Below are 24504 nucleotides of genomic sequence, written 5' to 3' on the forward strand. Positions count from 1 at the left end.
GTGCAAGCGGGACTGACGCGCCATGACTGCTCCTCGGAAGCCACAGATCGCCCCTACTTCGAACGCCGCTCCGTTCGCGATTCGCAGCGAGCGCGCTGCCGACGTCGCGATGCGCGAAGCGCTGCTGGATGCCTGCTTTGGCGACAACCGCCACGGCCGCACCTGCCAGCGCCTGCGCGACGGACGCGCACCAGCCGCAGGCCTTGCGCTGTCGGCCGTGCGCGAGGGGACGCTCGTGGGAACCGTGCGGTTGTGGCACGTCAGCGCCGGAGGCAGGCCCGCCCTGGTCCTCGGACCACTGGCGGTTGACCCTGCCTGCCGCGAGCTCGGGATCGGCGCCGCGCTGATGCATCAAGCGCTGGTCGCCGCCCGGGCGCGCGGACATGGAGCCGTGATCCTGCTCGGCGATGCCCCCTACTACGCGCGCTTCGGCTTCTCGGCCAAGAAGACCGGCGCGCTGGTGCTGCCCGGCCCCTTCGAGCGCGACCGCCTGCTCGCGATCGAATTCCAGACGGGTGCGCTGGATGGAGCGGAAGGGACGATCGTCCCAACCGGTGTGGCCCTGCCCAAACGGAGGTCGGTTCGCGGCCTCCGGGCGCAAGCGGCCTGAGGGATTGCTGCCGTAGCGCAGGCCAAAGCCGCATCGAGCGGTAACGCCCGTCGCGCCTGCGCCAAGCCCGTTCCTTGGGGGTTGCGCGGGCGCCGGAAACGCCCTTTAACCCCGCGAAACACCCCTTCAGTCGAGGCCCATGACCATGTCCCGTCGCCTGATTTCCACCGGCTCTCCCCTCGAGAAGACCGTCGGCTACAGCCGCGCCGTGATCGACGGCGAGTTCGCCTTCGTCGCAGGAACCACAGGCTATGACTACACCACGATGACAATGCCATCCGATGTCACGAGCCAGTCACGCAACTGCTTCAAGACCATCGAAGCTGCCCTGAAGGAGGGCGGATTCGAGATGGCCGATATTGTCCGTGCGACCTACTACGTCACCGACGCCAGCTACATCGATTCGCATTTCGCCGTCTGCGGCGAGGTGCTCGGTGACATCAGGCCCGCTGCGACCTTGCTGGTCGTCAGCGCCCTCGCCAAGCCCGAGATGAAGGTCGAGATCGAAGTCACCGCCAAGCGCCGCAGCACCTAACAAGCACCGCGGCGCCTGATCCACCCTTCATCATTTATCCGATAGCACGTTCCGGAGAAACGATTCCATGAGCCTTCCCTCGCAGATCTACGCCAAGATCACCGGCCCCATCGTCATGGTCGGCTTCGGCTCCATCGGCAAAGGCACGCTGCCGCTGATCGAGCGGCATCTGGATTACGACAAGTCGCGCATCACCGTGCTCGATCCCAAGGACGAGGGCCGCAAAGCGCTCTGCGAGAAGCACAATGTCCGCTTCATCCAGAAGGGCCTGACCAAGGACAATTATCGCGAAGTGCTGACCCCGCTGCTCACTGAAGGCGGCGGCCAGGGCTTTTGCGTCAATCTCTCGGTCGACACCGGCTCCACCGACATCATGGAGCTCTGCGACGAGCTTGGCGCGCTCTATATCGACACTGTCAACGAGCCCTGGCTCGGCTTCTATTTCGATGCCTCGAAGGGCCCCGAAGCGCGCTCCAACTATGCACTGCGCGAAGTGACGCTGGCCGCCAAGAAGGCGCGGCCCAAGGGCTCGACGACCGCTGTCTCCTGCTGCGGTGCCAATCCCGGGATGGTCTCCTTCTTCGTCAAGCAGGCGCTGCTCAATGTGGCCGCCGATCTGAAGCTCAATGCTCCCAGGCCGAAGACCAAGGCCGAATGGGCGGATCTGATGCGGCAGGCCGGTATCAAGGGCATCCACATCGCCGAACGTGACACGCAGCGCTCGAAGAAGCCGAAAGAGCCCGACGTCTTCGTCAACACCTGGTCGGTGGAGGGATTCCTGTCGGAAGGCGTGCAGCCGTCCGAGCTCGGCTGGGGCACCCACGAGAAATGGATGCCCGAGAATGCGCGGACTCACGAAGCCGGCTGCGGCGCTGCGATCTATCTGATGCAGCCCGGCGCCAACACGCGCGTGCGCACCTGGTGCCCGACCCGCGGCGCGCAATACGGCTTCCTCGTCACCCATAACGAGTCGATCTCGATCGCCGATTACTTCACGGTGCGCGACGCCTCAGGCAAGGCGGTGTACCGACCGACCTGCCACTACGCCTATCATCCGGCCGACGATGCCGTGCTGTCGCTGCACGAGATGTTCGGCCGTGCGGCGAAGATGCAGGAGAAGCACCACATCCTCGACGAGAACGAGATCGTCGACGGCATCGACGAACTCGGCGTGCTCTTGTTCGGCCATGACAAGAATGCCTATTGGTACGGCTCGCAGCTCTCCATCGAAGAGACCCGCGCGCTTGCGCCCTATCAGAACGCCACCGGCCTGCAGGTGACCTCGGCCGTGCTCGGCGGCATGGTATGGGCGCTGGAAAACCCGAACGAAGGCATCGTCGAAGCCGACGAGATGGATTTCGATCGCCTCTTGGAAATCCAATTGCCGTATCTCGGCCCAGTGAAGGGCTTCTACACAGACTGGACGCCGCTGACGGATCGCCCGGGACTGTTCCCGGAGGACATCGACACCAGCGATCCCTGGCAGTTCAGGAATATTCTGGTGCGGTAACAGGCGTACCTGTCCGAGTCGCAATGAACGGGAGGCTGGTGGCCTTCCGTCAGCCCGGATGCTAACCAACCGCCCGGTCCCACGGCAACCGGGAGGTCCGCATGAAGAATATCGTCTGCATCGCGGGAGGCGTCAGCCTCCTGATCGCGTCCCACGCATGGGCCGCGGACACCGGTCAGCTACCCTGCAAGACCACGCAGGAATGCAACGAAAACGCGGCCAAGATCGGCGCGAACGCCCCCCGGGACGCGCAGCCCTCGACCAGCAAATCGGACGCCGCCGAGGATCAGTTTTACTGGCTCAACAAGATCAACAAGGCGTCCACCATGATGCTGGTGGAGGAAGGCATCTTCCCAAAAAACACCGGCGAGCTGATCGCCGCGGGCGTGGACTACACGATTCGCCAGGCGCGTGAGCCCGATGGCAAGCGCCCAAGCGACGTCCTACAGATCGAGAAGATCATGACCGACAAGGTCGGCGAGGAGGCCTCCGTCATCCACGCCGGGCGCAGCCGTCAGGACATGTACGCGACCTTTCGCGCTGCCAAACTACGCAACCAGACGCTGGATTTTGCCGAAGCGCTGCTAGGCTTGCGTGCCAAGATGCTGGCCAAGGCGGCCGACAATCTCGATGCATTGATGCCCGGCTATACCAACGGCGTGCAGGCGGTACCGATCACCTATGGTCATTACCTGCTGGCCTATGAGGAATCGTTCGAGCGCGACCAGCAGCGCGTCAGCGAGGCCTATCGCCGGCTCAACCTCAGCCCGATGGGCGTCGGCGTCATGTCCGACTCGATCTGGCCGCTGAACCGCACGCGCCTTGCCCAGCTGCTCGGCTTCGACGGCATCGTCGAGAATTCGATGGACGCCAACCAGGTGATCCCGTTCGACAATCAGCTCGAGGCCGCTGCGATCGCCAATTCGACCGCCATCCGCATCGGCGCGATGATGCAGGACCTGCACACGCAATACGCCGAGGTGCGACCCTGGCTCTTGCTCCAGGAGGGCTCGACCTACACCAGCAGCTCGATGCCTCAGAAGCGTAATCCGGGTCTGATCATGCAGGCGAGGATCGCCGCTTCAGATGTGGTGGGGCTGTCGGCTGCTGTGTCGATCCGCGCTCACAACGTCATGTCCGGCATGGTTGATTCCAAGGCCCAGTCCGAGGACATTGGCCTGTTCCCGCGTGCCGTCAGCATGGTCGCTGCCACCAACCGGGTGTTCGATGCGATCGTGGTCAACAAGGCCCGCGCCAAGGAAGAGCTGGAGAGCGACTGGACCTCGACCATGAACCTCGCCGAGCTGCTGTTGCAGGCGCACCAAATCCCGTTCCGCGTCGGACATGGCTTTGCATCACAGATGGTCAGCTATGCGCGGCCGCTGGATCTGACGCCCAGGACCATACCCTTCAACGAAGTGACTGACCTCTTCGCCAAGACGCTTGCCAAATTCAACATGCCGGCAAGGCCGTTCCCGATGAGCGAGGCCGAGTTCAGGGAGGTGATGTCACCGGAATGGATCGTGGCGCACACCAAGGGCGTCGGCGGTCCGCAGCCGGAGGAGACTGCACGCATGCTCAAGGCGGCCCAGCAGCGCCTCGATGCCGACGAGCTGTGGCTTGCCGCTCAGCGCGACAAGCTCGCGAAGGCCGATACCGCACTCGATCAGGCGTTTGCGGCGCTCTTGCCGAACAACGCGGCGCATTAAGTCCAAGAAGCGAGCTGCGCACCGAGGCGAGATCGCCAATTCGCCATCAGTTGGGATATACGTCCCGGAAACCGGCTGTCGCGGCTATTTCTTCTCAAGCGGCGGCGCGATCTTCTCGGCCGGTGCCGGCGGCAGCGCAGGCTTGGCCGCTCCCGCTGCACCCTGGGTCTGCGGATCGGGTCGCGCGGGTTCGGGGGCCGGTGTGGTTGGACGCTCGCCACCGGGTTTGGCTTGTGCAGGGGCCTTATCCTGATCGTTGGACGGCGTGCCCTGAAGCGGTTGCGTCGCCTGCGCCAGCTCCATCCTGCTCTCGGCGCGAATTTGCGCCAATGACATCACCGATACCACAACGCCTGCTGCGAACAGCGAACAGGCGATTGTAAGGTCGAGCTTCAGGTTTCGCTTGTCGTTCTGGCCGGGCATGTCGATCACCGCTTTTATCCGGAAATCAACGAATCTCCTCGACGGCGGTTCCACACTCGGGAAGCCGGAACTACCCGTGGCGCGCCAAAAGGCGGCGCTTATTCCGTCGTACTGACTTCCCAGGTGGCATGGCGGACGCCTGGCAAATGCTGGAGATCGGTCGCCACCGCGTTCAGCTCGTTCGGGTCGATCGCACTCGCCACCAGCTTGGCGACGATCTCCAGGATATCCTCGCCGATCTCGACCACCTGGACGTCGGCCACGGGATATTTCGCGGCTTCGAGCTTGTCGACCAGGCAGTCGCGCATGTCGGGCAAAGCATCGGCCGCGACCGCGAGCTTGAAGTAATAGGTTGCTTCCAGCGCCTTCTCGTCCAGCGGAATCCGGTTGATAGCATTGACCAGCGGGCGCAGCATGGTGTTTCCGGCGATAACGAACACGGTCAGGGCGGCCGCCTGCGCGACCATGTCGGCCCCGGCGCAGGACCCCACGGCGGCCGAGGACCACAGCGTGGCCGCGGTGTTCAGCCCGCGCACGTCCATGCCTTGCTTCATGATGACGCCGGCACCGAGAAAGCCGATGCCGGAGACGACATAGGAGATCACGCGAACCGCACCGTCAGCTCCCGTCAGATGCATGGCAAGATCAACGAACGCAGCCGCCCCGACCGCGACCAGCACATTGGTGCGCAAGCCTGCGGTGCGTTGCCGATATTGCCGCTCGGCACCGATCAGCGTGCCCAGCACGAAAGCCGTGAACAGGCTGATCAGCGTGTCGGCGAAATCAGCGAGCTGGAAGGTCGTCAGAAATCGCATGGTCCCCTATACGGCGGGAACAATGACAGATCAAAGCTCCAGCAGCCCGCCGTCCCCATTTTCGTCGGCGAAGGCGAGCAGCGTGCCCTTGGCGTTCCAGGCGAGCCCGGCCACCGGCGGGGTACCGTTGCGGCGGACCAGGATCTCCGCCCCGTCCTCCATCCGCACCATCAGCACGGTGCCGTCGCTGTAGCCGGCGGCGAGGATGTCGTTCTTCGGATGGCAGGCGACCACGGACACGCGCGCCTGAAGCGGTGCGAGCATCGCGGGCTCCTTGCCCATCGGACCGTCCTTGCTGGCGAACGGCCAGATGATGACGGTGTCGGCGCCTGAGGTCGCGAGACCCTTGCCGCCCGCGCTCCAGGACATGGAGCGGACTCGGCCGGGATAGCCGGTCATGCGCATGTGCCTGTTGTCGGCGAGCCGCCAGCCATGCAGCGCCGGTTCGTGCATGGCCGTGACCAGGAATTTGTTATCCGGGCTGAAGGTGACGCCGTGATGCGAGCCGGCCCAGGGCAGGAATTCGGCCGATCCCTCCATGTTGGGGAACCACAACGTTGCGCCGTTGTAATGCGCGATTGCAAGGCGCAGGCCCTTCGGCGCGAATGCGAGACCGCCAACGGTCGAGGGCACCTCGAGCGACTTCTCCTCGTTCTTGCCGCTCTTGACGGTCGCGATCTTGCCGGCCGACCAGGCGAAGGCGCCATCGGCATGCAGCGCCACCGCATCGATCCAGCGCCGCTTGGGATCGGTGGCGAGCAGCGTCACCTCGCCCTTGGCGTCGAGCGCGACGACCTTTCCGTCGTCACCTCCCATGATGATACGCTTGCCGTCGGACGCGGCGGAGAGAATGCCGCCGCTGTGCACGACGACCGTGGTGATCTCACCCGCGGCGTCGACCAGCGCGACGTTTTCCTCGCCGCCGACGAAGGCAGCGCGGGATCCAAGAAAATGCACCGAGGTCACCGCCATGCCGAGCGTAACAGGCTTGACGCGATCGGTGACGGAGACGATCGAGGCGGAATCGGGGGACGGCGTGAACTCTTTCATCACGAGACGATGCAGCTCTCGAAGCCCTCGCGAATGGCCTTTTCCGGCAGTTCGCGGCCGATGAAGACGAGCCGGCTCTCGCGCTTCTCACCCTCTTTCCACTTCCGCTGGTGGTTACCCTCCAGCATCATGTGAACGCCCTGGAAGACATAGCGATCGTCGTCGTCGTGGAAGGCGAGAATGCCCTTGGAGCGCAGGATCTTGCCGCCCTCGACCTGCACGAGGTTCTGGAGCCAGGGCATGAACACGTTGGGATCGAGCGGCTTGTCGGTCTTCAGCGAGAGCGACTGCATGTCCTCGTCGTGATAGTGCTTCAGGCCGTGGCCGTGGTCATGATCGTGATGATGGTCATGACCATGATGATGATCATGGTCGTGGTCATGATCGTCGGCTTCGAGGAAATCAGGCTCGATGTCGAGGATGCGGTCGAGGTCGAACGCCCCGCGATCGAGCACGTCGGCCAGCGCCACCGAGCAGCGCTCGGTGCGATGTAGTTTCGCATAAGGGTTGATGCCACGGATGCGGGCCTCGACCTCGGCAAGCTCGCCCTTGTTGACGAGATCGGTCTTGTTCAGAACAATGACGTCGGCAAAGGCGATCTGGTTCTTGGCCTCGGGCGCGTCCTTGAGCCGGTCGGACAGCCATTTGGCGTCCGCAACCGTGACCACCGCATCGAGGCGGGCATTCTTCTGCACATCCTCGTCAACGAAGAAGGTCTGGGCGACGGGCGCCGGATCGGCCAGGCCGGTGGTCTCGACGATGATGGCGTCGAACTTGCCCTTGCGCTTCATCAACCCGTCCATGATGCGGACGAGGTCGCCGCGGACGGTGCAACAGATGCAGCCGTTGTTCATCTCGAACACTTCCTCATCGGCGCCGATGATGAGGTCGTTGTCGATGCCGATCTCGCCGAATTCGTTGACGATGACTGCGTATTTCTTGCCGTGATTCTCCGACAGGATGCGGTTGAGCAGCGTGGTCTTGCCGGCGCCGAGATAGCCGGTCAGGACGGTCACAGGAATTTTTTGGGCAGTCGCTTCAGACATAACAACTCCGGATTGGGCTTTTTCCGCGCGACGCAAGGCGGGTGGGTCCCCACAGGGGTCGCCCCGACGGGGTGGCCCCCTGCCCTAATGGTCAAGCGCGCTGGTCAGGGCCTTTATATTGTGCCTGACCATGTCAATGTAAGTGGGGGCAGGCCCGTTTTCGCCGGTCAAACCGTCCGAAATCAGGGTCCCGCCGACCTTGGCGCCGGTCTCGGCCGCGATCCGGCGGATCAGGCGGTCATCGCTGATATTTTCGAGGAACACGGCCGGGATTTTTTGGGCCCTGATCTGGCCGATGATGGACGCGATGTCCCGCGCGCTGGGCTCGGTTTCCGTGGAGACGCCAAGGGGAGCGATGAACTGGATACCGTACTCGGCGGCGAAATAGCCGAACGCATCGTGGGTCGAGATCACCTTGCGCCGCTCCGGCGGGATCTTGGCCACGGCCTCGCGGACTTCGCGGTCGAGCGTGTCGAGTTTTTCCAGATAGGCCTTGGACTGGGTGCGGAAGAATTCCGCATCATTCGGGGCGGCGGCAGCCAGCGCGTTGGCGATGTCGGTCACGTAGACCTTGGCATTGGGCACGGACTGCCAGGCATGCGGATCGGCCGCCGAGCCGAGCTTCAGCGGCGTGATGCCGGCGCTGGCGGTGACCATCTGCGCCTTGCTGCCGGAGGATTGCACCAGACGCGGCAGCCAGCCCTCGAGGCCGAGCCCGTTGACGATGACGAGCTTCGCCTCCGCAATGCGCTTCGCATCGCCAGGGGCCGGCGTGTAGACATGGACATCGCCGTCGGCGCCGACCAGCGTCGTCAGATTGAGGCGATCGCCGCCAACATTGCGGACGAAATCGCCGAGGATCGAGAAACTGGCGACAACGTTGAGCCGCTCCGCGGCATGCAACGGCGCGGCGATCAGCAGGAGCAGACAAAGCAGGATACGCCGCATGGCTCGTCACGCTTCCAGATGCCGTCCAGGAAACACCTGGCGAACGAGCCCGCCGACGCTACCGAACAAGACCGAAACGACATAGAGCGCGGCAGCCACGAGAATGATCGCAGGGCCTGACGGCACGCGGGTCTGGAACGACAGCACGAGGCCGGCATAGCCCGCGACCGCCGCCGCGACGACCGCGATGCAGATCATCGCCGTCAGATCGCGCGACCAGAACCGCGCAATGCCCGCCGGCAAGATCATCAGGCCCACCGCCAGCAGCGTGCCGAGCGCCTGAAAGCCGTTGACGAGGTTGACGACGACCAGCGCAAGGAAGGCGAGATGCGCGGGGCCGCCGGCGCGGCTCACGGTCCGTAAGAATAATGGATCGACGCTTTCGATCACCAGCGGTCGATAGATCACCGCGAGTACCAGCAGCGTGACGGTGGCATTGAAGGCGACGACCAGCAGGGTCTGATCGTCCATCGCGAGGATATTGCCGAACAACACATGCAACAGGTCGATATTGGTGCCCTTGATCGAAACGATGGTGACGCCGAGCGCGAGCGAGGCCAGATAGAAGGTCGCAAGCGAGGCGTCCTCCTTCAACCCGGTCGAGCGCGCGACCACGCCGGCGAGGATCGCGACCGCAAAGCCCGCGATCAGCCCGCCGGCGGTCATGGCGAACAGGTTGAGGCCGGAGAGCAGGAAGCCGACGGCCGCGCCCGGCAGGATCGCATGCGCCATGGCGTCGCCGACGAGGCTCATCCGGCGCAGCATCAGGAACACGCCGATCGGCGCGCCCGCCAGTGACAGCGCGATGATGGCGGCCAGCGCCCGCCCCATGAACTCGAACTCGGTGAACGGGCCGATCAGCGCGTCATAGATCATCTGAGATCAAGCCGCCCGCGACTGGCCATCATCGGCGGCGCAGGCCGCGGCGCTGTCGTCGAAGGCCTCGCACATCCGCATCGCGACCATCAGGTTCTCGGGCGTCAGCACCTCCGTCGTCGCCCCCCAGGCCACGGGGCCGCGCGCCAAAATCAGCGTCTCGCTGAAATGGTTGCGCACCATCTCCATGTCGTGCAGCGCGGCGAACACGGTACGGCCCTCGCCATGCCATTGCTTCACCAGCGCAAGCAAATCGACCGTGGTCTTGCTGTCGATGGCGTTGAAGGGCTCGTCGAGCACGATCAGGCGTGCATCCTGGAGCAGCACGCGCGCGAACAGCACCCGCTGCATCTGCCCGCCCGAAAGCGTGCCGATCGACCGGTTCTCGAAACCGTTGAGGCCGACGGACGCGATCGCACGGAGGATCTTGTCCCGCGCCGCCTTGCCGATCCCGCCGAACAGGCCGGCGTCGCGCCACAGTCCGGTGCTGACGAAATCGAATACCGAGATCGGAAAGCTGCGGTCGATCTCCGCGCTCTGCGGCAGGTAGGCGATGTCCCTGCTGTCGAGCCCCCCAAGATGGATGCTGCCGTCGAGCGGCTTGAGAATGCCGACGATGCCGCGCAGCAGCGTCGACTTGCCGGCGCCGTTGGGGCCGATCACCGCGACTAACGCGCCTGATGCGACCTCGCCATTGAGATGGTGCACGGCCGGATGGCGGTCATAGCCGAGAGTGACATTGCGGAATGCAAGCTGGGCCATGGTTACCTCATCGCCAGAAGGACGATGCCCCAGAGCACTGCGCAGACGGCCAATGCGGCCGCGAGGCGCCCGGCCATGGTCATCCGCAGGATCGACCAGAGTGCGTCCTGGGCCGGATGCGGCGAAGTCGCATCGTGGATATGGGCATGGGTGTGGTCGTGCCCGTGCGAATGCCCATCGGTATGGGAGTGCCCATGAGTATGGCCGTGGTGATGGGTGTGGGACGCGGCGGGAACCATGCCGAGAACGTTATATTATAACATTACGTCTGTCCACGGCTCGCTCAGGGGCGCCTCCGTGTGAGGCAGCGCCCCCTCACCCGATTTGCTGGCGCAAATCGACCTCTCCCCGCTGGGGAGAGGTGAACCGCCCCTGCCGGCCCACTACATCAATGAAACTTCGAAATTCTGCACAGCAAAAAGGCGGCCGCGCAAGCGACCGCCTCTTTGTCATTCCGGGGCGCGCGAAGCGCGAGCCCGGAATCCATTTACCACGCGGACTGACGCCCGATGGCGCTCACGTGCCGCCCCGGAATGACCGAGAAGAGGTTACACCTTCTCGAACAGGGACTCGACGTATTCCCAGTTCACGAGGTTCTCGACGAACGCCTTCAGATAGTCGGGACGGCGGTTGCGATAGTCGATGTAATAGGAGTGCTCCCAGACGTCGCAGCCGAGGATCGGGGTGGCGCCGTGCACCAGCGGATTCTCGCCGTTCGGGGTCTTGGAGATCTCGAGCTTGCCGTTCTTGACTTGGAGCCAGCACCAGCCGGAGCCGAACTGGCCGACGCCGGCCGCCTGGAAGTCGGTCTTGAACTTCTCGAAGCCGCCGAGGTCCTCGTTGATCTTCTTCTCGAGCTTGCCGGGCAGCTTGGTGCCGCCGCCATTGGGCTTCATCCAGCTCCAGAAATGAATGTGGTTGTAGTGCTGGCCGGCATTGTTGAACACCGCGGGGTTCTTGCCGAACGAGCCCTTGACGATTTCCTCAAGAGACTTGCCTTCCCATTCGGTGCCCTTGAGCGCGTTGTTGCCGTTGGTGACGTAAGCCTGATGATGCTTGTCGTGATGGAATTCCAGGGTTTCCTTCGACATGAACTGGCCGAGGGCATCATAGGCGTAAGGGAGTGGGGGCAGCGTAAAGGTCATGGGTTCTTGTCCGCAACTGGTGGGGAACGAGGCTTAACGGTCACCCCTTATAGAAGGTTCCTGTGCCGTAAAATACCGCCAATTTGCGAAAAGGCGCGATGCGATCACGTGGCTTGATTGCACAACTTCGCCGCAGGCAAGCGCATGTTCACCCTGATGTGCCGCAAAATATCATTGCCTTTGAAGCGCTTATGGCAGAACGAATGCGCCACGCAACGGGGACCGCAAGGCAGAGCCATGAGCATCGAGATCGACATCCTCAACGGCGACGCCTCGTGGCGGATCGCTGAACCGCTCCATCAGGCGGTCTGGGGCCCGGACATGATCGCAGGCAAGCCCTGGGCTCACGTCAAATGGGCCAATGCCGATCTGCGCGTACTGATCGAGACGCCCGAGGACGGCCTCGTCTGCCATGTCGGCATCTATTTTCGCACCATCACCTGGAATGGACAGAAGGTGCATGTCGGCGGCATCGGTGGCGTCTGCACGCGTGAAGACCGCCGCAAGCGCGGCTATGCCACCATGGCGATCGACGCCGCCGTGCACACCATGCGCGCAAACGAGGCGGTTCGCTTTGCGATCCTGTTCTGCGAGCCGCACAATTTTGCGTTCTACCAGAGCCGGAGCTGGCTGCCCTTCAAGGGCGAGGTCTATTGCGAGCAGCCGGAGGGGCGGATTCGCTTCGATTACATGGCGCCGTACGTCTTCAACATCGTCCGCGCGCCGACGCTCGGCACAATCGATCTGTGCGGTCTGCCGTGGTGAGCTTCGCGCGAGCGATTGCGCCGGCTCCCGAGGCAAATGCACGCAGACGGATAAGCTCTGGAATGTGATTCTCTTCAGCGTTGCACTATCCTGCCGGGCTGCTATGGAGGCGCCATCATTTTCGGGGCTGTCTCCATGTTCGAACGATTCGCCATTTTCAAACGATTCACCATTGTCTCCGTCCTCCTGGCCGCGCTGCCTGGCGCGACCGCCGCACATGCGCAGAGCGCTGACGCCGGCGGGACCTGGCTGACCCAGGCTGGCGATGCGCGCGTCAAGATCAGCAAATGCAGCGGCGGCATCTGCGGCATCATCGTCTGGCTGAAGCAGCCCTACGACACCGCGACGGGCCAGCCGGCGACCGACAGCAAAAATCCCAATCCCGCGCTCGCCAAGCGTCCGATCATCGGCTTGCCGCTGTTCTCCGGCATGCAGCCTGCGGGCCCGAACAAATGGTCCGGCCAGATCTACAATGCCGATGACGGCAGCACCTATGCGAGCAGCGTCACGGTGACGGGCGCCGAGACGCTGCGGGTCGAAGGCTGCGTCGGCGCGCTCTGCGGCGGCGAAACCTGGACGCGCGCGGGACGCTAGATCTTGCTCGTGTACCGGACGCGATGCAGCGCAAAGCGCTGCTTCGCAGAGCCGGGACCCAGAAAGCTGCGTGAACCATGCCGAGACATGGGCCCGGCTCTGCAGCGCATCACTACGTGCTGCGCTGGGTCCGGGGCACGAGAGTGCTGCTATCCCGCCATCGTCTTCAAGGCCGTCGCCGCCGAGGCGTAGCCGCCCCGCGCGCCGTCGATGAAATGCACGTGGTCGCTGCGCAGCGCCGAAGGCGTGAAGCAGGTCATCATCGCGGCATCCTGCTGATGAAGCCCGTAGCGGACGACGCCTTCGCGGGCGGCGATGGCGAGACGATCGCTCAACGCGCGCTCGAGCTCCGGCGTGCAGTCGAGAACCATGCGCAGGCCGTCGTCATATTTGCGGAAGTCGGAGTTCTCGACCACCTGGCGCTTGTAGACTTTCGGCAGGAAGCCGCCGATCCCAATATCGAAGCGCATCAGCAGATAGACGAAGAACGTATAGGCCAGCACACCGGCGCGACGCGTGAGCAGCGGGCCGCCGCGCCTGGTGCGGGCTTCATAATCCAATCCCTGGGAGGGCCATTTCAGCGGCGGCCCCTGCGGCGGCACGGGCCGCCCCGCATCCGGGCTGCGCTCGACGAGATGGATGATGTCCTCGATGACCTTGCGGAACGCGAGCGGATCCGCGCCGGCAGCCGGCATCACCAGCACCGACAGGATCAGTCCGCGCGAGGCCGGCATAACTTCGAAGCGGCAGGACAAGCCGGAGAGATCGGGCTGCGTGCCCGGCGGCGCCTCCGGGACAGCAAACTCGCCGCGCTTCATCGCGGCATCGGCGAAGGCGAGCCCGCCGCCGGAGAACATCGCGTAGGACAGATTGGCCGACGGACCGAAGCGCGCGACGCGCACGTCGAGACCTTTCGCGCGGATGGCGCTCACCGGCACCAGCGCGACGCGCATTTTCAGATCGAGATCTTCCCGCACCCAGGTCGCGGTCGCGGCCAGGGCTTCGCGGGCCGCTTCGAGATCGCCAGGTCCGACCGCAAAACTTGCGCCGTCGCCGCCGAACACGAAGGGAAATTCGCGTCCCTCCAGCGCATTCGTCACCGCCGCGATGACGGCGGCACCGGCCATGTTCACCGCCTTGTAGCGCTGCGCCGCGATCGCCTTGGTGGAATCGACGATGTCGGCGACACCGATAGTCCAATCATCCGGCAGCGGCGAATAGAGCGCCGGCTCCATCAGGCTGGTGAAGCCGCGAAAGACCGGTATGCTGCCGTAGAAGGGGGCGTCTGGTGTCATCGGGTGGTGCCCGGATGGTTGGAAACCGCGTCCGAAGGAGATACGAGGCAGAATCGGTCCGGGTTCGCCGGCCGCCGCTGCCCCCTCGATTTTCCGATCATTGGCCGAAATGGAGCCGGACAACAAGATCGCGCCGCGCCGCAATGACGCAGCCCGTCATTGATCGGCATCAAACAGCCCGTCGCCGATTGCCCATACGGTTGACCAATCTGAAATGGTTGGTCGGGGTCATCGACGTGTCTGACATCGGCAAGAAGGACTCGAACGCTCCGGTACGCCGGCGTACGGGACTTGACGCGATCAGCGCGGTGAAGATGCCGGAAGGACTGACTGCAGCGGTCGACGCTTGGGCCGAGGCCCATCACCTGTCGCGATCCGACGCAATCTGCAAGCTGGTCGAACTTGGTCTGAAAATCGCCCCCGCGCCTGCGCACACGACGGTCTCGGACGCCGCCAGGATCGAAGAGATCGCAGCGCATCAGATCGACCTGCTGCTCGATCCCGCCCTGCCGGCGGACGAACGCGAGCGGCGCATCCGCCGCCTCACCGAAGGGCCGCCGGAATTCTCGCACGAACGGATCGACCTGCCGAAGCCGCCTCGGACTTGAGCGCCGATTGGCTAATGCAGCTTCTCGTCCTGTCGCTTGCGCAACATCGCCATCGGCATGTCGTGACAACCCACCAGCCGAACGAATTGCTGCGGATACATTTCGTGGCCGTGATCACCGGAATTCTGGTGCGACATCGGCCGGCAGTTGACGTCGCCGGACCTTGTGGGGGAGTGGTCCGTCCGGCCCTGGTTTGAAGCGGTCATGCTTGAACTGGCCATGGACTGCTCCCCTCTCGATTAGGGCAGATCGATTGACGTAACTCAACCAATTGCGGGCCATGCTACGACCAAATCCGGTTGGACGCCATTGAGCCGGGTCAATTTAATTGCGGCGGTAGAGTTCCGCTCAAGCCGTATTCCCCGCGTCGACCGTGAACACCGTGCCGGTGATGTTGCGGCCGCCTTCGCCGAGCAGGTACTCCACCATGCGCGCGACGTCGTCGGTCTCCGGCAGGCGGCGCAGCGCGCTGCGACCGGCGATGCGCTTGCGGCCGTCCTCGGAGAGATTGTTCGTCAGCTCGGTGTCGATGAAACCAGGCGCGATCGCGTTCACGGTGATGCCGAGCTTGCCGACCTCGCGCGCGAGCGAACGGGTGAAACCGGTAGCTGCGGCCTTGGTCGCGCCGTAGACGGACAGCCCGTTATAGCCGGTGGTCGCAATGATGGATGAGATATTGATGATGCGGCCGGCGCCGTCCGCCATCATCTGCCGCGCCACATATTTGGTGAGGATGATCGGCGACAGCACGTTGAGCTGCACCAGCGCCTCGATCTCCGAATTATGCATGGTGGCGAGCAAGCCTTCGGTGCCGAGGCCGGCATTGTTGACCAGGCCGTAGATGGGCCCGAACTCGTCGCGGACGAGCTTTGCGAAAGCCGGGATCGCGTCGATCACGGCGAGGTCGCAGGCGCGGAAATGCAGGCGTCCCCCGGACTCCGAGATCGCCGCCTTGAGGTCGTCGCTCTCGCGCCGCGCGGCCGCAATGACATTGTAGCCGGCGCCAACCAGGCGCCTGCCGATCGCAAGGCCAATGCCGCGGCTGCCGCCGGTGACGAGAACATTATGCATCGGTGCGCGCCAATTTTCCGGCTGGCGTGACATCGAGCGCCTCGACGAAGCGGATCACCGCCGGCACCTTGTGGGAAGCGAGCTGCGCGCGGCACTGATCCAGGATCTGATCCCGGATCTCCTTCGCGCGCGCCGGATCGGCGCCCCCAGTGAGGATTACGTCGGCGACAACGATGCCACCGGTGATCGGGCTCTTTCGCGACTTGGCCCGCGACATCCGCACATCAGGATGACGGTTGATCACCGCCTCGATCTCTTCAGGGTGAACCTTCAGCCCGCCGATATTGATGATGCCGCCCCGACGGCCGACGAAATAGTAGCGATCACCGCGCCGTTCGACGATATCGCCGCTGTCGACGAATCCATCGCCATCGGTGAGCGCAGCGGCGTTACGGCCGATATAGGCATGCGCGGTGCGCGTCGAGCGGATCCGCAGCGAGCCGTCGACGACCTTCATCTCGACGCCGTTGCGATTGCCGAGATAGTCGGCCGGGAAACCCTCGAGTCCGTCATTGACGGCGAAGCCGACGCCGGCCTCGGTCGAGGCATAGGCATGACCGACCGAGGAATTGGGAAATGCCGCCTTCAGGCCGTCAAGCACCGCCTGGTCGGCGATCTCGCCGGAAAGACGGACATAGCGCGGGGCAAACCGCGCGGCCGAACCGCTCATCAACAGCTTGCGCCAATGCGAGGGCGTGCCGGAGATATGGGAGACGCCGCGCGCCTTCAGCCGGACAACGTGATCGGCGAGCGCTTCATGAGGATCGGACAGCACCATCGAGCCGCCAGAGAGGATGGCACGAAGGAAGATTTGCAGGCCGCCATAGCGGCGAATGTCATAGAACGTAGCCCAGACCGGCGCAGGGCCCTTCGATGGACCTTCGGCAACGATGGCGCCGGTGAGTGCTTCCAGCGTATGACCGACGATCTTCGGCACGCCTGACGTGCCCGAGGTGAGCATCAGCCATTCGGTCGCACGTTCGGTCTTGGCCGGCGCGGCGGCTTGAAGCGGCAATTGCGCACTGACGAGCAGCGACACGCCGGTCCCAGCCCAGCGATCGGGCTCGTCGGTGACGACGGCGTCGATCCCGGCATCCGCGATCAGCGCGTCCAGATGCGCGGGATTGAGATCCGGTGGGCACAGCAGCATGCGACGGGCGATGCCGTCGAGCTCGATCATGGCAAGGCCAGAGCTGAGCTGGTCCGACAGCTTCAGCAGCACAGCGCGGCCGGACAGCTCGCGCAAGCGGCCGCCCAGCACGGTCTGCGACAGGATATCGGTGAGCGACACGACATCGTGCGCGTCCGACAGGGTACGGCCTTTCAGCTCCGCGCCGAGGTGGTCGCGGAGCGCGAAGATCTCACGCGGGGACATTTTCGTAGGCCCGCACGAAATCACCCACGGTGGCGGGGAACGCTGCGTCCTCGGAAATGGTGAACGGATCAACGCCGGTCTCGTCTTCGAGCCGCGCGACCAGGATCGCGAAGGCGAGCGAGTCAAAGCCCGTCTCGTGCAGCGACAGATCGTCCGAGAGGGCGGGAAGCGCGACGTGCTGCTCTTTGGCGATCTGCTGGATCGCTTCGATGACCTTAGACCTTACGGACATGCTGGCTCGCTTCTTGGTTAGTTAATCGATCGTTTGTCTTGCGGCGGCTTTGAGATGACCGCCTCCCATGGCCGTGTGTTTACCAGACAGAAGTAAATGGCCTCTTGGACAATTCAGATAAAATCGGACCTATTTGCCGATTCTGCTGCAGCTACAGCCTGATCGTACCGTCTACGATCTGCGCGAACGTCGCAGGATCGAGCACGACATAGACGCCGGATTTGGGCTCCAGCATGAACAGCGGGTCCGTCACCGCGCCCGGGTCAAAACCTTCGCGGGCGAGTTCGCCCTTCTTCTGCTTGAACGTCTCGGTCGCATCGAGTTCGTGCGAGATGCGGATGAAGACCGGGCGGGCGTAGGCCGGCAGGCGCCGAGCGAGATGCGCGGGCAGGGCCGCGACATCGAACCCTTCGTTCACGACGATCGCACTCATGCCGGCGCGGCCATCGGTGCCGGGGATGCTGACGCCATAGGTGGTGGCATCGACCACACCGGCGAAATCGCGCACCGCGTCGTTGACCTCCGAGGTCGCGACGTTCTCGCCCTTCCAGCGGAAAGTATCGCCGATGCGATCGACGAAATGGAAGAAGCCCTTGTCGTCGAACCGCATCAGATCGCCGGTGCGGAACCAGGCATCGCCCTTGGCGAACACGTCGCGCAGGATCTTCTTCTCGGTCTCGCCGGCGTCGGTATAACCCTCGAAGCGGCCGCCGCCCTCGTCCGCCTTGCCGATGCGGCCGATGGCCTCACCGGCCTCACCGCGGCCGCAGGCGATGCAAAAGCCCTCGTCATTGCGCAGCGGCGCACCGCTGTCGGGATCGAGCTTGACGAGGCCCGCGGGAAACCGGTGCGCCAGCAGCGGCGGGATGCGGCCGATCGCACCTGGCTGGCCCTCGACGTTGAATAGCGAGAAATTGCCCTCGGTCGCGGCATAGAATTCGAGGATGCGGGGAATGGCGAAACGCGCCCGGAAGTCCTCCCAGATATCGCCGCGCAGGCCATTGCCGCACGCGAGCCGCAGCTGATGGCGGTTTTCGTATTCCGACGGCGGCGCCTTGAGCAGATAACGGCAAAGCTCGCCGATATACTGGAACAATGTGCACTCGTGGCGCACGATATCGGGCCAGAAGTTCGAGGCCGAGAACCTTTCGGCGATCACCACCGCGCCGCCGGCGGCCAACATGCTGCACGGCGCGACGACGCCGCCGACCGAGTGGAACAGCGGCAGGCAATCATAGAGCCGGTCCTGCGGCGACGCGCCGGTGAGGCCGGCGAACCAGAACCCCCAGTTGAGGATGCGACGATGGCTGATGCTGGCGGCTTTCGGCAGGCCGGTGGTGCCGGAGGTGTAGATCAGGAGCGCGCGGTCGTCGATGGTGACGCCGCCATGCTCATCCGGCGACAGCGGTCCATCATCGAGCGCGGCGAGTGCGGGATCGATCGCACGCTCGCTGCAGGCATCGCCATGAGTCCAGATCCTGGCTTCGGTCTTCAGATGCGGCCTTGCGCTCTCTAGCGTCGCCACGAGCTCATGCGCAACGATGACATGTGAGGGCTTGGCGACGTCGAGGCAATGCGCGAGAGATTTGCCGACGAGCTTGGTGTTGATCAGCGCCACAACGCCGCCGACGCGACTGATGCCGAGCCAGGCTGCGACATAATCGATTCCATTCGGCATGATCAGGCCGACGGTATCCCCTTTGGCGAGGCCGACCGAGCGCGCCCAGCGCGCATAGCGATTGGTGCGCTTCGCCAGACCTTCATAGTCGAGCGTGGCCTCGTCCGTCACCAGCGCGAGGCGGCCGGGCTGGCGCCGTGCCCAATCGTCAACGACGTCGGCGAACAGACGGCCTGGCAGCGTCTCGATTCGCGCGGTCAGTTCGATCGCTTTCAGCCAGATCTTTGAGGCCGAGGGGCCGCGCGCGGCTGTGGATTGCTCGATAACGCCGATGGTCATGCCGTTCATTCTTTCAGACGGTATCTGCTTGTGCCGCAGCATAGCCAGCACGCCCTGCCCAGGTGTTAAGAGACAAAGTAAAAGCCGATTAGCGAGCGATTAACTCCAGGCATCCTTTACCAAGTCGATGGGAACGGCGTGCGGCCAGGTGCAATTCTTGCGATAGCAATTCCAGCCATTCGGGCGCGCTATGCGCGTCTCTCGCCCCACGAGAAATGAAACTGGAGGCCGCGATGATCACCAGGCGAAATTTCCTTCAAACCGCTGCATGCGCCGCTGCGACGCTCGCTGCGCCTCGCGCCTTTGCGATCGGAAACCCCTCCTATCCCTCGCGCAGCGTGAAGTGGGTTGTGCCCTATGCGCCCGGCGGGGCCACCGACGTCCTGTCGCGGCTGATCTGCCAGCGTCTGTCCGAACGATTCGGACAGACCTTCGTGGTCGAGAACAAGCCCGGGGCCGGCAGCAATATCGGCACGCAGGCGGTGATCACGTCCGCGCCGGACGGCTACACACTGCTGCTGACCTCGACCGCGAACGCGATCAACGCCTCGTTCGATCCGGCGCTGCCCTATGACTTTGCCAAGGGCATCGCACCGGTCGCCGGCGTCGCGCGGATTCCGCTGGTGCTGGTCGTCAACAACGATCTGCCGGTCAAGAGCGTCGCCGATTTCATCGCCTACGCCAAGGCCAATCCCGGCAAGATGTCGATCGCCTCCTCCGGCATCGGAACGTCGCTGCACCTCTCCGGCGAGCTGTTCAAGACGATGGCCGGCGTGCAGTTCACCCATGTGCCGTATCGCGGCTCCGCGCCGGGCCTCACCGACGTGATGAGCGGACAGATCCAGGGCATGTTCGACAACGTCACCTCGTCGTTCGAGCTGGTGCGCGCCGGCAAGCTGCGTGCGCTCGGCGTCACCACGCGGGAGCGCTCGGAGATCCTGCCCGACGTGCCGCCGATCGCAGACACGCTGCCCGGCTACGAGACGTCCTCGTTCTACGGCGTCGGTGCGCCGTACCATACGCCGCGCGAGATCGTCGACTTGCTCAATCGCGAGGTCGATACGGCTCTGTCCGATTCCGAGATCAAGGTCCGCATCGCCGAGCTCGGCGCGATCCCGCTGCACGGCAATGCCGGCGAATTCGGCGGCATGTTGGCGGCAGAGACCGAGCGCTGGCGCAAGGTCGTGGAGCTGTCGGGGATCAGGAAGGAATAGTCTGCAGCCTCTGTAGGCGAGGCGACCGATCATCCATTCGCCGCGGCGCACCGTTGAGACGAGGACGCCCCATCGGCGCGTCAGGATGAAAACCGCGTCACACTCGTCAGTACGCCTTCTTGTGACGTCTGCGCGGTGGCGGCGGCTGATCGAAAGCGTAATAGGGATTGAGGTCGCAGCTGGCCGCGAGGCCCGATGCCGTAGCGCGACACTGCTCCAGGGACGTGAAGGAGCAGTCGAAATAATTGTCGCCACCACCACCACCTAAGCCACCGCCGCCGCCCATGTAGCGGTGCATGCACACCGGGTAGTGCGGATCATAGGTTTGAGCGCCGGCATCTGCCGCGGCGAACAACGTGGCAATGGCGGTAAGGGCCAGGAGGGGGACGCGCATCGGACAGTTCCTCGATTCGGTGACACGGCACGGGTTATGTCATTTCGATATGGCACAACAGCGCGGAAGAAGCGATCGTTCCTGTTTATACCTCTCCCGCTTGTGAGGCGCAGCAAAAACGATGCGACACAGCGCCGTAACGATCCGAAACGCTTGAAGCGCTTTTGTCTCCGGCCTGCATTGAACGCATATCTCTCGGCACGCATACTTCGACAAAGGTCGCAAGCGATTGGCACACGAAACCGTTCGCGGGGCCGAGCGAACGGACTAATCTTTCGATCACAACGCCGGCCCCGGGCCGATGACGTTCCGGGGCACCGATAAACAATGGGCTGAAGGAAACGCACATTCGCGCTCGAGCTCTCGAGCGCGGCTCCGCCGTGGTGGCGAGAAGATGCGCTGGCCGGTCCGTGGTCTCAGGGCATGCAAGAGAGCATCTCGTCTCCGTTCATCCGCTATCCGATCGGCACCTCGCTGCTGATGGCCGGCATCCTGTTCGTAGGTCTCGTGGCCTATCCTCTGCTGCCGGTTGCACCGCTGCCACAGGTCGACTTTCCAACCATCCAGATTTCCGCCTCCCTTCCCGGCGGCAGCCCCGAAACCATGGCGTCCTCCGTGGCGCAGCCGCTCGAGCGGCAGCTCGCACAGATCCCCGGCATCACACAGATGACCTCGACGAGCTCGCTCGGCTCGGCATCGATCACCATCCAGTTCGATCTCAACCGTCGGATCGACGCTGCGGCCAACGATGTGCAGGCTGCGATCAACGCCGCGAGCGGGCAACTGCCGAAGAACCTGCCATCGCCGCCGACTTACAGGAAGGTCAATCCGGCGGACTCGCCGATCATGATCCTGTCGGCGACTTCCGATACGCTGCCGCTGACCACTGTCAGCGACCGCACCGACGCCCAGCTCGCACAACAGCTCAGCCAGATTCCCGGCGTCGCCCAGGTGTTCGTCGGCGGGCAGCAGAAGCCTTCGGTGCGCATTCAAGTCGATCCAGCCAAGCTGGTCGCCAAGGGCCTCTCGCTGGAGGACGTGCGCAGCCAGATTGCGCTCGCGACCTCGGACAGTCCGAAGGGCAATATCGACGGCGCGAAACGCTCCTATACCGTTTACGCCAACGATCAGCTGCTCGAGGCCGGTCAGTGGCAGGACGTCATCGTCGCCTATCGCGGCGGCGCACCATTGCGAATTCGTGACATCGGCGAGGCCGTGTCGGGACCGGAGGATATGAAAACCGCCGCCTGGGCCGACGGCAGGCGCGGCGTGTTCCTGGTCATCTTCAAGCAGCCCGGCGCCAACGTCATCGAGACGGTCGACCGCATCAAGCAGAAGCTACCGCGGCTGATCGCGGCGATTCCGCCCGCCATCAACATCAAGATCATCAGCGACCGCACCATCACCATTCGCGCGGCGATCGATGACGTGCAGATCACGCTCATGATCACCATCGTGCTGGTGGTGATGGTGATCTTCGTCTTCCTGCGCAGCTTCTGGGCCACGATCATTCCGAGCATCACCGTGCCGCTGGCTCTGCTCGGGGCATGCTCGCTGATGTGGGTGTTTGGATATTCCCTGGACAATCTTTCGCTGATGGCGCTGACCATCGCGGTCGGATTCGTGGTCGACGACGCCATCGTGATGCTGGAGAACATCACGCGCTATGTCGAACGAGGCGAGAACCCGGTCACCGCCGCCTACAAGGGCGCAGCCGAGATCGGCTTCACCATCGTTTCCATCAGCATCTCGCTGGTCGCGGTGCTGATCCCGCTGCTGCTGATGGGCGGCATCATCGGTCGGCTGTTCCGTGAATTTGCAGTGACGCTGTCGATGGCGATCTTCGTCTCGCTCGTGGTGTCGCTGAGCCTGACGCCGATGATGGCCTCGCGCTTCCTGCGTTCTGATCACGAGGCCCGCCACGGCCGCTTTTACCAATGGAGCGAGCGGCTGTACGAGCGCTTGCTCGGCGCCTATGAGCGCGGGCTCGATCTCGCGCTGCGGCACAGCCTTGTCACGCTCTGCATCTTCTTCGCCACGGTGGCGCTGTCGGCGCTGCTGTTCATCCTGATCCCAAAAGGCTTCTTCCCACAACAGGACAACGGGTTCCTCACCGCAGTGTCGGAGATGCCCCAGGACATTTCCTTCGCCGAGATGAAGCGGCGGCAGGAGGAACTCAATGCCATCGTGCAGGCTGACCCTGCCGTCGATTCCATCGCGATGTTCATCGGAGGCGGCGGCACGGCGCTGAACTCGGGGCGCATGTATGTCACGCTGAAGCCGCTCGACGAGCGCGACGCCAATGCGCAACAGATCATCGCGCGGCTGCGGCCGAAGCTCGCCAAGGTCGAGGGTGCGCGCCTCTATATGCAGGCTTCGCAGGACGTCCGTCTCGGCGGCCGCGCGACCCGCACCCAATTCGAGTTCACGCTCCAAGACGCCAATCTCTCCGAGCTGGACACGTGGGCGCCGAAGATCCTGGCGGAGATGAAAAGCCTGCCGGAGCTTCGCGACGTCGCCACCGACCAGCAGACCGAGGGCACGACGCTGCAGCTCACGATCAATCGCGACACGGCGGCTCGCTACGGCATCCAGCCGCAGCTGATCGACGACACGCTCTATGATGCCTTCGGCCAGCGCCAGGTGGCGCAATATTTCACGCAGACCAACAGCTATCACGTGGTGCTCGAGATCACACCGGCATTGCAAGGCAAGCTCGAAACGCTGGACAAGCTCTATGTCAAGTCGCCGCTGACGGGCGACGAGGTGCCGCTCTCGGTGATCTGCAGCTGGAACGACGAGCCGGTGCGGCCGCTCGCGATCGCGCATCAGAGCCAGTTCCCGGCGGTGACAATCAGCTTCAACCTGGCGGAGGGCGTTGCGCTGGGACAGGCAACCGCCGCCGTGATACACGCGGCGGGCGAGATGGGCGCGCCACCGACGCTGTCCATGAGCTTCCAGGGGACCGCGCAGGCGTTCCAGCAATCGCTCGGGACCGTGCCGATGCTGATCCTCGCCGCACTCGTCGTGGTCTATCTGGTGCTGGGAGTGCTTTACGAGAGCTACATCCACCCGCTCACCATCCTGTCCACGCTGCCGTCAGCTGGTGTCGGGGCGATCGCGATCCTGATGATCTCAGGCTTCGATTTCAGTCTGATCGCCCTGATCGGGGTCATCCTCCTGATCGGCATCGTCAAGAAGAACGGCATCATGATGGTGGATTTCGCCATTGCCGCCGAGCGTGAGCAGCATCTGACGCCGAAGCAATCGATCCGCCAGGCCGCGCTGCTGCGCTTCCGGCCGATCATGATGACGACGATGGCAGCCCTGCTCGGCGGCGTGCCGCTGATGCTCGGTCACGGCACCGGCGCCGAGATCCGCCAGCCGCTCGGCTACGCCATGGTCGGCGGTCTCGTCGTGAGCCAGGCGCTGACCTTGTTCACGACGCCAGTCGTCTACCTCTACCTCGACCGCTTCTCCAACGCGCTATCGCGCTGGATGGAAAGGAAGCCGGTGGCGGAGATGGAAAGCGAAGAGCAGAAAGATGCGGCGGAGTAGGCTGGGCTCGCG

The 24504-nt window shown here is 63.9% G+C and carries 24 protein-coding genes; 9 read left to right on the forward strand and 15 right to left on the reverse strand.

The window, feature by feature from the left end; translation table 11 throughout:
* Nucleotides 1-22 precede the first annotated feature (22 nt).
* The 4 genes from BM374_RS01390 to BM374_RS01405 all read left to right on the forward strand — a co-directional run bounded on the left by BM374_RS01390 (nt 23) and on the right by BM374_RS01405 (nt 4364).
* Nucleotides 23-610: a GNAT family N-acetyltransferase gene (locus BM374_RS01390; protein ID WP_092288806.1), complete on the forward strand. Its 588-nt coding sequence runs from the start codon at nt 23-25 to the stop codon at nt 608-610.
* Between the two features lie 145 nt (nt 611-755).
* Nucleotides 756-1145, forward strand: coding sequence for a RidA family protein (locus tag BM374_RS01395; protein ID WP_092290112.1), 390 nt, complete (start codon nt 756-758; stop codon nt 1143-1145).
* A 67-nt stretch (nt 1146-1212) separates the two neighbouring features.
* The gene (locus BM374_RS01400; protein WP_092288807.1) at nt 1213-2655 is read left to right on the forward strand and encodes a homospermidine synthase; all 1443 of its coding nucleotides are present in this window, start codon (nt 1213-1215) and stop codon (nt 2653-2655) included.
* A 101-nt stretch (nt 2656-2756) separates the two neighbouring features.
* Complete coding sequence (locus BM374_RS01405; protein WP_092288808.1) at nt 2757-4364, forward strand: lyase family protein; 1608 nt, start codon at nt 2757-2759, stop codon at nt 4362-4364.
* 84 nt (nt 4365-4448) lie between these two features.
* On the opposite strand, the gene BM374_RS38390 is transcribed toward BM374_RS01405, so the two are convergent.
* From BM374_RS38390 to BM374_RS01450, 8 genes are all read right to left on the reverse strand, one after another.
* Nucleotides 4449-4787, reverse strand: a complete 339-nt coding sequence (locus tag BM374_RS38390) for a hypothetical protein (RefSeq protein ID WP_177248135.1) — start codon at nt 4785-4787, stop codon at nt 4449-4451.
* 98 nt (nt 4788-4885) lie between these two features.
* Complete coding sequence (locus BM374_RS01415) at nt 4886-5602, reverse strand: MgtC/SapB family protein (RefSeq protein ID WP_092288809.1); 717 nt, start codon at nt 5600-5602, stop codon at nt 4886-4888.
* Nucleotides 5603-5632: 30 nt separating this feature from the next.
* Complete coding sequence (locus BM374_RS01420; protein WP_177248038.1) at nt 5633-6652, reverse strand: WD40 repeat domain-containing protein; 1020 nt, start codon at nt 6650-6652, stop codon at nt 5633-5635.
* Nucleotides 6652-7698, reverse strand: a complete 1047-nt coding sequence (locus BM374_RS01425) for a CobW family GTP-binding protein (RefSeq protein WP_092288811.1) — start codon at nt 7696-7698, stop codon at nt 6652-6654. Before BM374_RS01425 ends, BM374_RS01420 begins: the two co-directional genes overlap by 1 nt.
* 84 nt (nt 7699-7782) lie before the next feature.
* Nucleotides 7783-8646, reverse strand: a complete 864-nt coding sequence (locus BM374_RS01430) for a metal ABC transporter solute-binding protein, Zn/Mn family (protein ID WP_092288812.1) — start codon at nt 8644-8646, stop codon at nt 7783-7785.
* Between the two features lie 6 nt (nt 8647-8652).
* A complete protein-coding gene (locus BM374_RS01435; protein WP_092288813.1) occupies nt 8653-9522 on the reverse strand; it encodes a metal ABC transporter permease in 870 nt (289 codons plus the stop codon).
* A gap of 6 nt (nt 9523-9528) precedes the next feature.
* The gene (locus BM374_RS01440; RefSeq protein ID WP_092288814.1) at nt 9529-10284 is read right to left on the reverse strand and encodes a metal ABC transporter ATP-binding protein; all 756 of its coding nucleotides are present in this window, start codon (nt 10282-10284) and stop codon (nt 9529-9531) included.
* A gap of 548 nt (nt 10285-10832) precedes the next feature.
* Nucleotides 10833-11429, reverse strand: coding sequence for a superoxide dismutase (locus BM374_RS01450; protein WP_092288816.1), 597 nt, complete (start codon nt 11427-11429; stop codon nt 10833-10835).
* Between the two features lie 237 nt (nt 11430-11666).
* Here BM374_RS01450 and BM374_RS01455 point away from each other — a divergent pair, with 237 nt between their 5' ends.
* Nucleotides 11667-12194, forward strand: a complete 528-nt coding sequence (locus BM374_RS01455; RefSeq protein WP_092288817.1) for a GNAT family N-acetyltransferase — start codon at nt 11667-11669, stop codon at nt 12192-12194.
* Between the two features lie 135 nt (nt 12195-12329).
* Nucleotides 12330-12788, forward strand: a complete 459-nt coding sequence (locus BM374_RS01460) for a DUF2147 domain-containing protein (RefSeq protein ID WP_092288818.1) — start codon at nt 12330-12332, stop codon at nt 12786-12788.
* Nucleotides 12789-12937: 149 nt separating this feature from the next.
* On the opposite strand, the gene BM374_RS01465 is transcribed toward BM374_RS01460, so the two are convergent.
* Nucleotides 12938-14083 (reverse strand): DUF3095 domain-containing protein, encoded by a 1146-nt coding sequence (locus BM374_RS01465; RefSeq protein WP_092288819.1) that lies wholly within the window; start codon nt 14081-14083, stop codon nt 12938-12940.
* Between the two features lie 236 nt (nt 14084-14319).
* Between BM374_RS01465 and BM374_RS01470 the strand changes: the two genes are divergently transcribed.
* On the forward strand, nt 14320-14691 hold the full coding sequence (locus BM374_RS01470; RefSeq protein ID WP_244552509.1) for a hypothetical protein: 372 nt from the start codon (nt 14320-14322) through the stop codon (nt 14689-14691).
* Nucleotides 14692-14702: 11 nt separating this feature from the next.
* Here BM374_RS01470 and BM374_RS01475 read toward each other — a convergent pair whose 3' ends face one another.
* The 5 genes from BM374_RS01475 to BM374_RS01495 all read right to left on the reverse strand — a co-directional run bounded on the left by BM374_RS01475 (nt 14703) and on the right by BM374_RS01495 (nt 19335).
* Nucleotides 14703-14912: a hypothetical protein gene (locus BM374_RS01475; protein ID WP_092288820.1), complete on the reverse strand. Its 210-nt coding sequence runs from the start codon at nt 14910-14912 to the stop codon at nt 14703-14705.
* A gap of 127 nt (nt 14913-15039) precedes the next feature.
* Entirely contained in the window at nt 15040-15762 is a 723-nt protein-coding gene (locus tag BM374_RS01480; protein ID WP_092288821.1) for an SDR family NAD(P)-dependent oxidoreductase, read from the reverse strand.
* Nucleotides 15755-17137: a class I adenylate-forming enzyme family protein gene (locus BM374_RS01485; protein WP_177248040.1), complete on the reverse strand. Its 1383-nt coding sequence runs from the start codon at nt 17135-17137 to the stop codon at nt 15755-15757. The genes BM374_RS01480 and BM374_RS01485 overlap by 8 nt, the downstream gene beginning before the upstream one ends.
* Complete coding sequence (locus BM374_RS01490; RefSeq protein WP_007597226.1) at nt 17124-17369, reverse strand: acyl carrier protein; 246 nt, start codon at nt 17367-17369, stop codon at nt 17124-17126. Before BM374_RS01490 ends, BM374_RS01485 begins: the two co-directional genes overlap by 14 nt.
* A gap of 151 nt (nt 17370-17520) precedes the next feature.
* Entirely contained in the window at nt 17521-19335 is a 1815-nt protein-coding gene (locus BM374_RS01495; protein ID WP_092288823.1) for a long-chain-acyl-CoA synthetase, read from the reverse strand.
* Nucleotides 19336-19559: 224 nt separating this feature from the next.
* On the opposite strand from BM374_RS01495, the gene BM374_RS01500 reads away from it, so the two are divergent.
* Nucleotides 19560-20540, forward strand: a complete 981-nt coding sequence (locus BM374_RS01500) for a Bug family tripartite tricarboxylate transporter substrate binding protein (RefSeq protein ID WP_092290116.1) — start codon at nt 19560-19562, stop codon at nt 20538-20540.
* Between the two features lie 106 nt (nt 20541-20646).
* Here the strand turns inward: BM374_RS01500 and BM374_RS01505 are convergent, their stop codons facing one another.
* On the reverse strand, nt 20647-20934 hold the full coding sequence (locus tag BM374_RS01505; protein ID WP_092288824.1) for a DUF3551 domain-containing protein: 288 nt from the start codon (nt 20932-20934) through the stop codon (nt 20647-20649).
* A 423-nt stretch (nt 20935-21357) separates the two neighbouring features.
* Between BM374_RS01505 and BM374_RS01510 the strand changes: the two genes are divergently transcribed.
* The gene (locus BM374_RS01510) at nt 21358-24492 is read left to right on the forward strand and encodes an efflux RND transporter permease subunit (protein ID WP_092288825.1); all 3135 of its coding nucleotides are present in this window, start codon (nt 21358-21360) and stop codon (nt 24490-24492) included.
* The last annotated feature ends 12 nt before the right edge of the window (nt 24493-24504 follow it).

Origin of the sequence: Bradyrhizobium sp. Ghvi (assembly GCF_900115265.1) — a bacterium.
Taxonomy (GTDB): Bacteria; Pseudomonadota; Alphaproteobacteria; order Rhizobiales; family Xanthobacteraceae; genus Bradyrhizobium.

Excerpts from the sequence above, each read along its gene's own strand:
- BM374_RS01500 (WP_092290116.1), top strand. The coding sequence starts at position 19,560 with ATGATCACCAGGCGAAATTTCCTTCAAACCGCTGCATGCGCCGCTGCG.
- BM374_RS01390 (WP_092288806.1), top strand. The coding sequence starts at position 23 with ATGACTGCTCCTCGGAAGCCACAGATCGCCCCTACTTCGAACGCCGCT.
- BM374_RS01475 (WP_092288820.1), bottom strand. The coding sequence starts at position 14,912 with ATGGCCAGTTCAAGCATGACCGCTTCAAACCAGGGCCGGACGGACCAC.
- BM374_RS38390 (WP_177248135.1), bottom strand. The coding sequence starts at position 4,787 with ATGCCCGGCCAGAACGACAAGCGAAACCTGAAGCTCGACCTTACAATC.
- BM374_RS01435 (WP_092288813.1), bottom strand. The coding sequence starts at position 9,522 with ATGATCTATGACGCGCTGATCGGCCCGTTCACCGAGTTCGAGTTCATG.
- BM374_RS01420 (WP_177248038.1), bottom strand. The coding sequence starts at position 6,652 with ATGAAAGAGTTCACGCCGTCCCCCGATTCCGCCTCGATCGTCTCCGTC.
- BM374_RS01495 (WP_092288823.1), bottom strand. The coding sequence starts at position 19,335 with ATGAACGGCATGACCATCGGCGTTATCGAGCAATCCACAGCCGCGCGC.
- BM374_RS01425 (WP_092288811.1), bottom strand. The coding sequence starts at position 7,698 with ATGTCTGAAGCGACTGCCCAAAAAATTCCTGTGACCGTCCTGACCGGC.
- BM374_RS01455 (WP_092288817.1), top strand. The coding sequence starts at position 11,667 with ATGAGCATCGAGATCGACATCCTCAACGGCGACGCCTCGTGGCGGATC.
- BM374_RS01465 (WP_092288819.1), bottom strand. The coding sequence starts at position 14,083 with ATGACACCAGACGCCCCCTTCTACGGCAGCATACCGGTCTTTCGCGGC.
- BM374_RS01395 (WP_092290112.1), top strand. The coding sequence starts at position 756 with ATGTCCCGTCGCCTGATTTCCACCGGCTCTCCCCTCGAGAAGACCGTC.
- BM374_RS01485 (WP_177248040.1), bottom strand. The coding sequence starts at position 17,137 with ATGTCCCCGCGTGAGATCTTCGCGCTCCGCGACCACCTCGGCGCGGAG.
- BM374_RS01505 (WP_092288824.1), bottom strand. The coding sequence starts at position 20,934 with ATGCGCGTCCCCCTCCTGGCCCTTACCGCCATTGCCACGTTGTTCGCC.
- BM374_RS01405 (WP_092288808.1), top strand. The coding sequence starts at position 2,757 with ATGAAGAATATCGTCTGCATCGCGGGAGGCGTCAGCCTCCTGATCGCG.
- BM374_RS01480 (WP_092288821.1), bottom strand. The coding sequence starts at position 15,762 with ATGCATAATGTTCTCGTCACCGGCGGCAGCCGCGGCATTGGCCTTGCG.
- BM374_RS01460 (WP_092288818.1), top strand. The coding sequence starts at position 12,330 with ATGTTCGAACGATTCGCCATTTTCAAACGATTCACCATTGTCTCCGTC.
- BM374_RS01400 (WP_092288807.1), top strand. The coding sequence starts at position 1,213 with ATGAGCCTTCCCTCGCAGATCTACGCCAAGATCACCGGCCCCATCGTC.
- BM374_RS01510 (WP_092288825.1), top strand. The coding sequence starts at position 21,358 with ATGCAAGAGAGCATCTCGTCTCCGTTCATCCGCTATCCGATCGGCACC.
- BM374_RS01450 (WP_092288816.1), bottom strand. The coding sequence starts at position 11,429 with ATGACCTTTACGCTGCCCCCACTCCCTTACGCCTATGATGCCCTCGGC.
- BM374_RS01440 (WP_092288814.1), bottom strand. The coding sequence starts at position 10,284 with ATGGCCCAGCTTGCATTCCGCAATGTCACTCTCGGCTATGACCGCCAT.
- BM374_RS01430 (WP_092288812.1), bottom strand. The coding sequence starts at position 8,646 with ATGCGGCGTATCCTGCTTTGTCTGCTCCTGCTGATCGCCGCGCCGTTG.
- BM374_RS01490 (WP_007597226.1), bottom strand. The coding sequence starts at position 17,369 with ATGTCCGTAAGGTCTAAGGTCATCGAAGCGATCCAGCAGATCGCCAAA.
- BM374_RS01415 (WP_092288809.1), bottom strand. The coding sequence starts at position 5,602 with ATGCGATTTCTGACGACCTTCCAGCTCGCTGATTTCGCCGACACGCTG.